Consider the following 12,650-nt stretch of genomic DNA (forward strand, 5'->3'; position numbering starts at 1 on the left):
ATGAGTGAATTGATTCGAGTCGAAAACCTGCGCGTGGTCGCCTGCGGTGAGCGTGGCGAAGTCGAAATCGTCAAGGGCGTGAGTTTCTCCCTGGCCAAAGGTGAAGTGCTGGCGTTGATCGGCGAGTCCGGTTCCGGCAAGACCACCATTGCTCTGGCGCTGCTCGGTTACGCCCGGCGCGGTTGTCGCCTGGCGTCCGGTGTGGTGCAGATCGGCGAGCACGACATGCTCGCCTTGAGCGAAAGCGAGCTGCAAGGCCTGCGTGGCAACCGCGTGTCCTATATCGCCCAAAGTGCTGCTGCGGCGTTCAACCCGGCGAAAAAACTCATCGATCAAGTGGTGGAGGGCGCATTGATTCATGGCCTGGGCAACCGGGCCGTGCTCGAAGCCAAGGCCATCGAATTGTTCCGCGACCTGGCGCTGCCGGACCCCGATCGCATCGGCCAACGCTACCCCCATCAAGTCTCCGGCGGGCAACTGCAGCGGGTCATGGCAGCCATGGCGCTGATCAGCGATCCGCTGCTGGTGGTGCTCGACGAACCGACCACGGCCCTCGACGTGACGACCCAGATCGACGTGCTGCGCGCCTTCAAAAGGGTGGTGCGCGAACGCGGGGCCACGGCGGTTTACGTGTCCCACGACCTCGCGGTGGTCGCGCAGATGGCCGATCAGATTGTGGTGCTCAACGGCGGCGAGATTTTCGAACAAAGCGCCACCGCGCCATTGCTCAAAGGTCCAGCCCACGAATACACCCGCAGCCTGCTGGCGGCGGCGCGGCCGGACATGACGATTCGTCCGCCCTGCGATGTGGCGCAAGACACGCCTTTGCTGACGATCCAGGGCCTGACCGCCGGTTACGGCAACAAGAACATGCACGGCATGCCGTCGATTCGGGTGCTGGAAGACATCGATTTGACCGTGCGCCGGGGCCAGGCCATCGGCGTGATTGGTGAGTCGGGCTCGGGTAAATCGACCCTGGCGCGGGTGGTGGCGGGGCTGCTGACCCCGGCGCTGGGCGGGCTGACCTTCGATGGTCAACCGCTGGGCGGCAGCCTGTCCGAGCGCACTGCCGAACAATTCCGACGCATTCAAATGGTGTTCCAGAATGCCGACACAGCACTCAACCCGATGCACAGTGTCAGCACCATTCTAAGCCGGCCGCTGAAGATGTATTTCGGTCTCAAAGGGGCGGCCTTGCGCGAGCGCATCGGCGAGCTGCTGGACCTGGTGCGGCTACCACGAGCCATGGCCGAGCGGCGTCCGAACGAGCTCTCTGGCGGGCAAAAGCAGCGGGTCAACCTGGCCCGGGCGCTGGCAGCCAAGCCGGACCTGATTCTTTGCGATGAAGTGACCTCGGCGCTGGACACCGTGGTCGGCGCGGCGATTCTCGAACTGCTGCGCGACCTGCGTCAGGAACTGGGGGTGTCGTACCTGTTTATCAGCCACGACATCTCCACCGTACGCGCCCTGTGTGATGACATTGTGGTGATGTACAGCGGCCACAAGGTTCAGGCCGGCTCTCGGCAATCGTTCGCCCAGGCACCGTTTCATCCTTATACCGATCTGTTGATCCATTCGGTGCCGGAGCTGCGTCAGGGTTGGCTGGAGAACTGCGGCACCACCTGCGGCGAACTGCCGCCGATCGGCGCCACGGCCAATGTGCCGGAGCTGTGCACCTTTCTCAATCGGTGCCCGGTGCGGGTCGACGGTTTGTGTAATCGCACTGCGCCGAACCGCCGAACGCTTGTCGGCGGCAGTGAAATCCTCTGCCACCACGACAGTGCCGAGTTGCTGAAAACCCAACAGGATTTGAACACCATGACCCAGGGAGCCTATGCATGAACGGGCGTTTTGTGAGGCTGGCCGAGCAGGGCCGGCCGACCGTCAGTTTGAAGGTGGACGGTGCACCTATCGAGGCGTTGCAGGGCGATACCCTGATGGTCGCGTTGCTGACCCAGGGCTCGGCATTGCGCCAGTCGGAATTCGATTCGGGTCGCCGCGCCGGTTTTTGTTTGATGGGCGCGTGCCAGGATTGCTGGGTCTGGACCCGCAGCGGTGAACGCTTGCGTGCCTGTTCCAACGAAGTCCGTGAAGGGTTGGACATCGTCACCACACAACCGGAGGCGACATGGCCACTGCACGGCTGAGCTCTAATAAAGTCGTTATCGTCGGCGCCGGGCCGGCCGGTATTCGCTGTGCCGAAACCTTGGTGGCCGCGGGTCTCAAGCCGATCCTTATCGATGAAAATCGCCGGGATGGCGGGCAGATCTACCGTCGCCAACCGGAAGGTTTTACCCGCGATTACGCCACGCTGTACGGCACCGAAGCGGCCAAGGCCCGGGACCTGCACCAAAGCTTCGATCGCTTGCGCGGGTCGATCGACTACCGCCCGGACACGCTGGTGTGGAACCTCACGCCGGGGCAACTGTGTTGCGTCAGCCAGGGCAAGCACTCGACGGTGGATTACGACGCGCTGATCCTCTGCACCGGCGCCACCGATCGCTTGATGCCGATCGAAGGCTGGCAACTGGCGGGCACCTACAGCCTCGGCGGGGCGCAGATCGCGCTCAAATCCCAGGCGGTTTCCATCGGTCACACGGTGGTGTTCATGGGCAGCGGGCCTTTGCTGTATCTGGTGGCCAGCCAATATGTCAAAGCCGGCGCCAATGTGGCGGCAGTGCTCGATACTTCGCCGCTGAGCAAACGCATCCTTGCTATGCCCAAACTGCTGGCCCGTCCCGGATTGCTGTTCACCGGGATGAAACTGTTGGCGCAGCTGTATCAGGCGAAAATCCCGGTACATCTTGGGATCAAACCTCAGCAAGTGCTGGGTGACGCGGCGAGCGGGGTCAGTGGCGTGCGGATCAGCACGGCGCGCGGGGAAAGCCTGACGATCAATTGCGATGCCGTGGCCTTGGGTTATCACCTGCGCCCGGAAACGCAATTGGCGGACCTGGCCGGTTGTCGCCTGCGTTTCGATGAGGCGTCCAGCCAATGGTTGCTGGCGGTTGATGAGGACGGCAGGACCTCGGTCAGTGGTGTGTACGCGGCCGGGGACGGCTCGAAGATTCGCGGCGCTGATGCCGCTGAGCACGCCGGAAGGCTGGTCGCGGTGGCGCTGCTGGAGGACCTGCACCAATCGGTGAATGCCGGGTTGCGCGACGAACAGCGCCACGCGCTGGCTGTCATGGATCAGTTTCGCCTGGGGCTGGCCCAGGCGTTTCCCTGGCCGGCGGCGCAAGCCAAAGCCTTGCCTGACGCCGCCATTGTCTGCCGCTGCGAGATGATCAGCGCCGGCGAGTTGCGGGCCGTGGTCCGGGAGAAAGGTGCTTGTGAGGTCAACCGGGCCAAGGCGTTCAGCCGGGTCGGCATGGGCCGTTGTCAGGGCCGTTATTGCTCCCAGGCAGGTGCCGAGGTGATTGCCGCTGCGGCAGGCGTCGACGTGCAACAGGTCGGCCGCCAGCGCGGTCAGGCGCCGGTCAAACCCCTTTCGATGCTCACCGAGGAGGTGTCGCCATGACGGTAGAAAAAGCCGACGTGGTGATTGTCGGGGGTGGCCTGATGGGCTCGGCGGCGGCGTTTTTCCTGCGCCAGCGCGGGCAGTCGGTGATCTTGCTGGAACGCGACCAGATTGGTCAGTACGCCAGCGGCGTAAACTTCGGCAACGTGCGCCGTCAGGGCCGATTCCTTGGGCAACTGGCGTTGGCCAACCGTTCGTGGGCGCTGTGGAAGCGCTTGCCGGAGTTGATCGACGACGACCTCGAATTCATCGCCAGCGGGCACATGCGTGTGTGCTACCGCGAAGACGAAATCCCTGAACTGGAAGCCTACGCGGCAGCGCCCGAAGCGGCGCAACTGGATCTGAAAATCTATCGCGGCGCCGAGCTGCACGCGCGCTTCCCGTTTCTCGGGGCAGACGTGAAGGGCGGTTCCTACGCGCCCCACGATGGCCACGCCAATCCGCGTTTGGCCGCTCCGGCGTTTGCCCGTGCTGCCCGACGCCTTGGCGCGCGGATCGAAGAACAGACCGAAGTCGCCGAAGTGCAGAAGGTCGGTGGCGAGTTCAGCATTACCACCACCGACGGCCGCCAGTTCAGCGCTGCCCAGCTGTTGATCACCGCCGGCGCCTGGGGCCAGAAGCTGTCGGCGCAGTTCGGCGAACCGGTGCCGCTGGACACCCATGGCCCGCAAATGGCCGTGACCGAACCGGTGCCTTACGCCTTGCCGACGGTGATCGGCGTGTACACCAAAATTCCTGAGGAAGTGATCTATTTCCGCCAGATTCCGCGCGGCAACATCGTCATCGGCGGCGGCTACCGCAGCAAACCGGACATGCTCAATCGACGGGCCTATGTCGAGCCACGTAGCATCCTCAACCAGATGGAGCAGATGCGCCGTCTGCTGCCGGGTGTCGGTAACCTCAATATCATCCGGGTCTGGAGCGGCATAGAAGGTTATCTGCCCGACTCCCTGCCGGTGATGGGCCCCAGCGGCACCGTTGATGGGTTGTTCTACGCCTTCGGCTTCTGCGGTCACGGCTTCCAGCTCGGTCCCGGCGTCGGCGACGTGATGGCCGAATTGATCAGCACCGGTAGCACCAGCACCTCGATTGAGCCGTTCTCCATCAACCGGTTCGCCCTCCCAGCCGAGCAACGGAGCAAGGCCTCATGAAACCCCGTGTACTGGATATTCTCAAACGCCTGATGGCTTTCGATACCGTGTCTTCGGAGTCGAACATGGCCCTGATCGAGTACGTGCGCGAGCTGTTGCTGAGCAAGGGCATCGAGTCGTTGATCGTCAAGGATGAAACCGGCAAAAAGGCCAACCTGTTCGCCAGCACTGGCCCTGAAGGGTTGCCGGGGATTCTGCTGTCCGGGCACACCGACGTGGTCCCGGCAGCGGGCCAGGCCTGGACCGTTCCGGCGTTTCAGGCGACGGTGCAGAAGGGTCGTATTTACGGTCGCGGCAGCTGCGACATGAAGGGGTTTATCGCGTTGGCCATCGACGCCATGCTCGACGCCGCCGACCATTCGTTGAGCCGACCGCTGCAACTGGCCCTGTCCCATGACGAAGAGATCGGTTGCGTCGGTGTGCGGCGTTTGCTGGACGTATTGCACCTGGCGCCAGTGCGGCCATTCCTGTGCCTGATTGGCGAGCCGACCAACATGCAGTTTGTGCTCGGGCACAAGGGCAAAGGTTCTTATCGCACGTACTGTCGGGGGCTGGAGGCGCACTCATCGCTGGCACCGCGCTCGGTCAATGCGATTCACGTGGCCTGTGATTTCATCGCGGTACTGCGTCAAAGCCAGCAGCAATTGCAAGAGCAGGGCGCGCAGGATACGGACTACGATGTGCCCTACAGCACCGTGCATGTCGGGCAGATTGTTGGCGGCAAGGCGCTGAACATTGTGCCGAACCTGTGCACCCTGGACTTCGAAGTGCGCAACTTGCCGGCGGACGATCTGGATCAGTTCCTGGCGCAGATGCAAGAGCGTGCCGAAGTCATCGTGCGCGAAGCCAAAAAGCTGTCCAACGTGGCGGACATCGAGATTGAAACCCTCAACGTCTATCCGGGGCTCGACACCCATCCGAGTGTCGAAGCGGTGCGTTTCCTGAAGAACTTCGCCGCGCCGGATACCGGCACCGCCAAAGTCTCATTCGGCACCGAAGGCGGGTTGTTCAAGCAGCGCCTGGATGTGCCGGTGGTAGTCTGCGGACCGGGCTCCATCGAACAGGCGCACAAACCGGACGAGTTCATCGAGATCAGCCAGATGGAGGCCGGGGAGCGGTTTCTTGATGGGTTGCTCGGTTCCCTGAAACTGTAATCAGGTTCCATGGCAAACACAGATCAAATGTGGGAGCGAGCCTGCTCGCGAAGGCGTCCTTCCAGTCGATATTGATGTCGCCTGATACGACGCCTTCGCGAGCAGGCTCGCTCCCACAGGGTTCTGTGTTTACCTGGACAGACCGTTTCTCCCCTCGGTAGAGCCTGCCGTCCCACCCCGAATTTCAGCATCCAACACCGCACCAAAGGTACTTTCAGCATCCTCATCCGCCGCACCTCCCTAGACTGGAACGTGTCTCGGATCAGGACTCGACCATGCTCAAGAATCGTTTGAAAGACCCCAGCCTTCTGGCAGAACTCGCTTATGTGGACGGGCAGTGGATCGGCGCTGACAACACCGCCACCCTGGGCGTCCTCGACCCGGCCAGCGGCCAGTTGATTGGTCGTGTACCGGCGATGCAAGGCGCGGAAACCCGTCGCGCCATCGAAGCGGCCGAAAAAGCCTGGCCGGCCTGGCGCGCACGCCCGGCGGCAGAACGTGCGGCGCTTCTTGAGCGCTGGTATCAGGCCATGATCGACAACCTCGACGACCTGGCGCTGATCATGACCTGCGAACAGGGCAAGCCGCTGAACGAAGCCAAAGGCGAAATTCGTTACGGTGCCGGTTTCGTCAAATGGTTCGCCGAGGAGGCCCGACGGGTCTACGGCGAAACCATGCCGGCCCCCAGTGGTGACCGCCGACTGCTGACGCTCAAGCAACCGGTGGGTGTGTGCGCCGCGATCACCCCGTGGAATTTCCCCAACGCGATGATCACCCGCAAATGCGCGCCAGCCCTGGCGGCCGGGTGCCCGATCATTGTCAAACCCTCGGACCTGACGCCGTTGTCAGCCCTCGCCCTGGCGGTGTTGGCCGAGCGGGTTGGCATCCCGGCCGGGGTGTTCAACGTGTTGACCGGCATGCCCGCCGGCATCGGCGAAGAGCTGACCGGCAACCCGAGCGTGCGCAAGATTTCCTTCACCGGCTCGACCGCCGTCGGCCGCTTGCTGATGCGCCAGAGCGCCGAGCACATCAAGCGCTTGAGCCTGGAACTGGGCGGCAACGCGCCGTTCATTGTGTTCGACGATGCCGATCTGGAGCAGGCAGTGGCCGGCATCATGCTCAGCAAGTTTCGCAACGCCGGGCAAACCTGCGTCTGCGCCAACCGCATTCTGGTGCAAGACGGTATCTACGAACGCTTCGCCCAGCGCCTGGTGGAGGAGGTGGGCAAGCTCAAAGTCGGCAATGGCCTGGACGCCGACGTCACCATCGGCCCGCTGATCAACCCGGCGGCGGTGAGCAAAGTCGCCCGGCACATCGACGATGCCCTGAGCCAGGGCGCGCGTTTGCTCTGCGGCGGCATACCCGAGGGCGACAGCCAATTCGTGCAGCCCACGGTACTCGGCGAGGCCCACGCCGGCATGCTGCTGGCCAACGAAGAAACCTTCGGCCCGGTGGCGCCGCTGATGCGCTTTACCGATGAAGCCGAAGCCCTCGCGCTGGCCAATGCCACGCCTTATGGCCTGGGCGCCTACTATTTCACTCAGGACCTGCGCCGTTCATGGCGTTTCGGCGAGGCACTGGAGTTCGGCATGGTCGGTCTCAACACCGGAATTATTTCCATGGAAATAGCCCCGTTCGGCGGCATCAAGCAGTCGGGCCTGGGCCGTGAAGGCAGCAAGTACGGCCTGGATGAATACCTTGAAGTCAAAGCCTTCCACATCGGCGGGCTGTAATGCACAGACACGGGGAGCCACGATTGATGAGTAAGACATTCAGAATCGCTGCGATTGCCGGCGACGGCATCGGCAAGGAAGTCCTGCCCGAAGGGCTGCGGGTACTGGAGCAGGCCGCGAAGAAATGGCAGCTGGATTTGAGCATCGAGGTGCTCGACTGGGCCCACTGCGATTACTACCTTGAGCATGGGCAGATGATGCCCGACGACTGGTTTGAACAGCTCAAGGGTTTCGATGCGATCTACTTCGGCGCCGTCGGCTGGCCGGACAAGGTGCCAGACCACATTTCCCTGTGGGGCTCGCTGCTCAAGTTCCGTCGGGACTTCGATCAGTACGTGAACATTCGCCCGGTGCGGCTGTTTCCCGGCGTGCCGTGTCCGTTGGCCGGGCGCAAGCCGGGGGACATCGATTTCGTGGTGATTCGCGAGAACACTGAGGGCGAGTATTCCTCGGTCGGCGGCAAGATGTTCGAGGGCACCGAGCATGAGTTCGTGCTGCAAGAGTCGGTGTTCACCCGGCGCGGCGTCGACCGGATTCTCAAGTTCGCCTTCGAGCTGGCTCAGACCCGGCCGCGCAAACGCCTGACGGCGGCGACCAAGTCCAACGGGATTTCCATCAGCATGCCGTACTGGGACGAGCGCACGGCATTGATGGCGGCGCAGTACCCGGATATCACCTGGGACAAACAGCACATCGACATTCTGTGTGCGCGTTTCGTCCTGCAACCGGACCGCTTTGATGTGGTGGTGGCGTCGAACCTGTTCGGCGACATTCTCTCCGACCTCGGGCCGGCCTGCGCCGGAACCATCGGCATTGCGCCGTCGGCCAACCTTGATCCCGAGCGGCGGTTTCCGTCGCTGTTCGAGCCGGTGCATGGTTCGGCGCCGGACATCTACGGCAAGAACATCGCCAACCCGATCGCGATGATCTGGTCCGGGGCATTGATGCTCGATTTCCTCGGTAACGGTGATGAGCGCTATCGCGCAGCGCATGACGGGATTCTGCAGGCGATTGAACGAGTGATTGCCGAGGGGCCGATCACGCCGGACCTGGGTGGGAAAGGCTCGACTCAGGATGTCGGTAGGGCAATCGTCGCTATGCTTTGAACTGAGGTAACAATAGGGCGGCTGCGAGCAGTTGCCCTATTGGTCCGATGATGCGTGTTCTATGTGCGCGAAGGGAGATCGGGCGCTGCGCCAAATCCGATGATTGCTTTGGTTTCCAGGTACTCTTCAAAGCCGTAGACACCGTATTCCCGACCATTACCCGACCGCTTGTAACCGCCAAACGGAGCCATTGGATTCCAGGCGGGGTAGTTCAGATGCACTTGTCCCGCGCGAATACGAGAGGCAACGGCACGTGCAAGATCAAGGTCCTGACCCTGAATATGGGCGCCCAGCCCATATACCGTGTCGTTTGCGATAGCGACCGCCTCATCGACCGTCTCATACGCAATGATGCACAACACGGGACCAAAAATTTCCTCTTGGGCGATCCGCATTGTGGAATCTACCTCGGAGAAAACAGTGGGTCGGGTGTAAAAGCCCTTTTCAAAACCCTGCACACGTCCTGGTCCTCCGCAAATGAGTTTGGCGCCCTCACTAAGGCCAGCGTCGATCATGGCTTGCACGCGATTGAACTGGGCCTCGTTGGCAATGGGGCCGAGCACTGTATCTTCCGATTGCGGGTCACCCACGATAATCGCATTGGCGGTTGCGGCAGCCAGGGATTCGACCTCGGCCAGCCGGTCCTTTGGAACGATCATTCGTGTCGGGGCGCTGCAGGATTGTCCGACGTTGCGAAACGCAGACATCACTCCCTGCGGGACGGCTTTGGCGAAGTCGGCGTCGGGAAGCAGAAGATTCGGGGACTTGCCTCCCAGCTCTTGCGTGACGCGCTTCACGGTATGAGCGGCTGCCTGTGCGACCAGCGCGCCTGCGCGGTTTGAGCCGGTAATTGAGATCATATCGATGTCGGGATGCGCCGCCATGGCGGCGCCGACCTCGGGACCACTTCCGTTCACCAGATTGAAGACGCCAGGCGGGAGGCCTGCGTCATGGACCAGTTGTGCAAAAAGAAGGGCGCTCAGAGGCGACAGTTCGCTGGGTTTCAAAACCACCGTGCACCCGGCAGCAATAGCCGGGGCAACTTTCGCGGTGATTTGATACAGCGGCCAGTTCCACGGCGTGATGAGCGCGCAGACACCTATTGCTTCGCGTTCAATCGCGGTGCCGCCTTCAACCGTTTGGAAACGATAGCTGCAGAGGAGATCGCGTGCGACCCGAACGTGTTCGGCCGCGAGAGGCACTTGCATTGCCCGAGCGAAACTGATCGCTGCCCCCATTTCGAGGGAGAGTGCCTGCGCGAGAACCTCTTTTCGCTCAAGGATGAGATCGTAGATCTTTCCAAGGACAAGCCCGCGCGACTCTGCCGAGGAAGCAGACCAACTCGCAAATGCTGCACGCGCCGCAGCGACTGCCCGATCAACATCCTCGGCAGACCCGCGCGCGACCTGCGCAACAACGGCTTCACTTGCCGGATTAACCACCGGCAAACTGGCCGGGATGGCGGGAGAACACCAACGGCCGTTGATATAAAACTTGTGAGACGTTTCCGGATCAACGCTGTAGCTATTCGAAGATTGTGTTGTCATCCAACGAACTCCTTGGAGCGGTAATACACCGCGAACAGAAGGGCCGGGGAGGGAGCGAGTCACCAGAGCATCGCCATGGCGACCCATACATCCCTAAGCCCTGTTACCTCGATACGCTAACAAAATGACCCCGGCAAAATATGCCGTTATTCAAGTCGGCGAGGGACAATCTGCTGTATCTGCCAGGTTAACGTTGCACCCATGCAACTGAGCCGTTTATGTGGGTAGTGCGTCCGATAAAACCCTCGCTGGCGGTTGTGATCACTAGCCGATAGCTTGGGTCACCAGCGCGAACTGCTTGATTCCACCGCTTGACTGCGGGGGAAGGCCACGCACCATGCGCGGCGCTCTGTCGACGCACTGCAACCCCAGGCTCTCCAGCCAGCTTGCTAACCCGCAATCAGCCAGAATGTCGAAGCGAACAAAGGTTCCCGGTATCAAACGCAGAAGGTGGGTAATCAAGTGTTGGGCCTGTTCCTGGTTCTGTGCGACAACCGGACCAATGATATGGCCACGGCCAAAACGACGGAGCAGGGCAGTGCCTTGTAGCTGTCCATCCACCTCAATGCCGACTGCGTGCTCGGCCATCGCAAGCAAATCGTTGAGTACCGCTGTGCGGTCCAGGCCGCTACCCGCATTGGCCAATTCAATCAGCCTCGGGTAATCGGCCGGGCCTAATGCGCGACAATGCGAGCCCTTGATCAAAGGGATCAGCGCAGGTGTCTGTGGCACGCCTTGATGCTGCTGGATACGCGCGAAATCGACGAATCCCAGGCTGGCATAGAGCGGTGCGCCCGGCTCGGTGGCATTGAGGATCGGCGTGCGGGGTGCAGTGGCGTTCAGGCACAGGTTCATCAGCCGACGTCCGATCCCCTTTCCCTGGTGCTCATCACTCACGATCACCAGGCCGATGGAGGAGTAAGCACCTTGATGGCAGGCAAATGCTACGCCGACCAGTTGACCGTTATGTTCCGTGACAAAGCCTTCGGACGTGCGCTGTACCATGGCCCAGTCCTCTTCTCGGTGAGGCCATTTCAGGTGCACGGAAAGAGCGTGTGCCGCAGGTATATCCGCCGCGGTCACCGTGCGGTACAGATAGGCAGAATCTGGCGTTGCAGGCATGGAGCCTCCTTGAAGAGGGCAATCTTGAGTGGGGCGATCAAGGCGTTGCGATGCGCGGCTCATATAAGTTTGCCTGTGCTGAGGAGGCTTGTAGATAACGGCATCGCAATCGCGGATGGATTAGTAAACCGACGGATATCGAATGGACTGATCAAGGTGCTGGTACGACCGGTGCTGATCAGTTCAGCCATCACATCGCCGACGCCCGGGCCAAGCTGGAAGCCATGACCGCAGAAGCCGAAAGCATAAAACAATCCATCGACGGTGCCGCTGGGGCCGATGACCGGCAGGGAATCCGGCGTATAGCTCTCGATGCCGCTCCAGACCCGGATAATGTTCAGCTTCTCGGCCCCCGGTAGCAGGCGACGCATTTGCCGCATCTGGTTGAGCAGGCTTTCCGGCTTGAAGTAAGCGCGCCGGTTGACCATGTCCGGTTTGCAGCGGTTGCCGCCGCCGATAATGATGTTGCCGCGGGGGATCTGCCGGAAGTAAATCACCTCTTCCTTGATTTTGGTAAACACGCCGATCACCGTTGGCAAGGCGTAGGGCACCGGCTCGGTCACCGACATCTGCGGACCATTGGGTTCCAGCGGCACGGGTTCGCCGAATTGTTCGGACAGCTTGGCGGCCCAGGCGCCGGCGGTGATCAGCAGTTGCTGGGCGACGAACAGTTGGCCATCGGTGGTCGTGACGTGGAATTGGTCATTGACCTTCTGCACCTCGGCGACTTCGGTGCGCTCTTCGATCCGCGCACCGAGGCGCCGGGCCGCCCGGGCAAACGCCGGCGCTGCCAGACGCGGGTTGGCGTGGCCATCGTGAGGCGCATAGGAGCCGCCCTTGACTTCCGGCCCAAGAAACGGAAAACGCTGGTGCAACTCTGCGCCGCGAAAGATTTTCAAGTCCAGTTGCGCCGCCTCGGGGGCGGCAGCGTAGGCCTCAAGTTCGGCGATTTCGTCCTCGCGATAACACACCCGCATGTGGCCGTTGGCGATGAATTCGAGGTCGTCGTCGATCAGCTCCGGCAAGCGTTTCCACAACGCCCAGGAACGATTCGCCAGCTCAAGCTGCCCAAGGAATCGCCCCTGGCGCCGGACGTTGCCGAAGTTCACGCCGCTGGCGTACTGACCGATCTGGTCACGCTCCAGCAGGGTGACTGAGCGTCCACGCTGGCGCAGGAAAAATGCTGACGTCGAGCCCATGATGCCGCCGCCGATAATCAGGACATCACTTTTTTGCGTCATGAGAGTTCCTCGATGATCATCGTCGATTAGGGTTTGTTGACGGTCGGCCGACCCTGCTCGGCCAGTCGTGCAAAGC

At 61.7% G+C, this 12,650-nt stretch carries 10 protein-coding genes; 7 read left to right on the plus strand and 3 right to left on the minus strand.

Annotated features, from left to right (window positions below; all coding sequences use genetic code 11):
- The 7 genes from JFU47_RS00930 (at position 1) to JFU47_RS00960 (ending at position 8,664) form a co-directional block, all read left to right on the plus strand.
- The gene (locus JFU47_RS00930; RefSeq protein WP_201180229.1) at positions 1-1,842 is read left to right on the plus strand and encodes an ABC transporter ATP-binding protein; all 1,842 of its coding nucleotides are present in this window, start codon (positions 1-3) and stop codon (positions 1,840-1,842) included.
- Positions 1,839-2,147 carry a (2Fe-2S)-binding protein gene (locus JFU47_RS00935; protein WP_201180230.1) on the plus strand — a complete coding sequence of 103 codons (309 nt, stop codon included), beginning with the start codon at positions 1,839-1,841 and terminating at the stop codon, positions 2,145-2,147. Before JFU47_RS00930 ends, JFU47_RS00935 begins: the two co-directional genes overlap by 4 nt.
- Complete coding sequence (locus JFU47_RS00940) at positions 2,129-3,520, plus strand: FAD/NAD(P)-dependent oxidoreductase (protein WP_201180231.1); 1,392 nt, start codon at positions 2,129-2,131, stop codon at positions 3,518-3,520. Before JFU47_RS00935 ends, JFU47_RS00940 begins: the two co-directional genes overlap by 19 nt.
- On the plus strand, positions 3,517-4,671 hold the full coding sequence (locus JFU47_RS00945) for an NAD(P)/FAD-dependent oxidoreductase (protein WP_201180232.1): 1,155 nt from the start codon (positions 3,517-3,519) through the stop codon (positions 4,669-4,671). The genes JFU47_RS00940 and JFU47_RS00945 overlap by 4 nt, the downstream gene beginning before the upstream one ends.
- A complete protein-coding gene (argE, locus tag JFU47_RS00950; RefSeq protein WP_201180233.1) occupies positions 4,668-5,825 on the plus strand; it encodes an acetylornithine deacetylase in 1,158 nt (385 codons plus the stop codon). Before JFU47_RS00945 ends, argE begins: the two co-directional genes overlap by 4 nt.
- Before the next feature lie 275 nt (positions 5,826-6,100).
- On the plus strand, positions 6,101-7,558 hold the full coding sequence (locus JFU47_RS00955) for an NAD-dependent succinate-semialdehyde dehydrogenase (RefSeq protein WP_201180234.1): 1,458 nt from the start codon (positions 6,101-6,103) through the stop codon (positions 7,556-7,558).
- 26 nt (positions 7,559-7,584) lie between these two features.
- Positions 7,585-8,664: a tartrate dehydrogenase gene (locus JFU47_RS00960; RefSeq protein WP_201180235.1), complete on the plus strand. Its 1,080-nt coding sequence runs from the start codon at positions 7,585-7,587 to the stop codon at positions 8,662-8,664.
- Positions 8,665-8,723: 59 nt separating this feature from the next.
- On the opposite strand, the gene JFU47_RS00965 is transcribed toward JFU47_RS00960, so the two are convergent.
- From JFU47_RS00965 to JFU47_RS00975, 3 genes are all read right to left on the minus strand, one after another.
- Positions 8,724-10,211: an aldehyde dehydrogenase family protein gene (locus JFU47_RS00965; protein WP_201180236.1), complete on the minus strand. Its 1,488-nt coding sequence runs from the start codon at positions 10,209-10,211 to the stop codon at positions 8,724-8,726.
- A gap of 264 nt (positions 10,212-10,475) precedes the next feature.
- The gene (locus JFU47_RS00970) at positions 10,476-11,333 is read right to left on the minus strand and encodes a GNAT family N-acetyltransferase (protein WP_201180237.1); all 858 of its coding nucleotides are present in this window, start codon (positions 11,331-11,333) and stop codon (positions 10,476-10,478) included.
- A 59-nt stretch (positions 11,334-11,392) separates the two neighbouring features.
- A complete protein-coding gene (locus tag JFU47_RS00975) occupies positions 11,393-12,574 on the minus strand; it encodes an NAD(P)/FAD-dependent oxidoreductase (RefSeq protein ID WP_201180238.1) in 1,182 nt (393 codons plus the stop codon).
- Positions 12,575-12,650 lie beyond the last annotated feature (76 nt).

Source organism: Pseudomonas sp. TH39(2020), from assembly GCF_016650715.1.
Classification (GTDB): Bacteria; Pseudomonadota; Gammaproteobacteria; order Pseudomonadales; family Pseudomonadaceae; genus Aquipseudomonas; species Aquipseudomonas mandelii_C.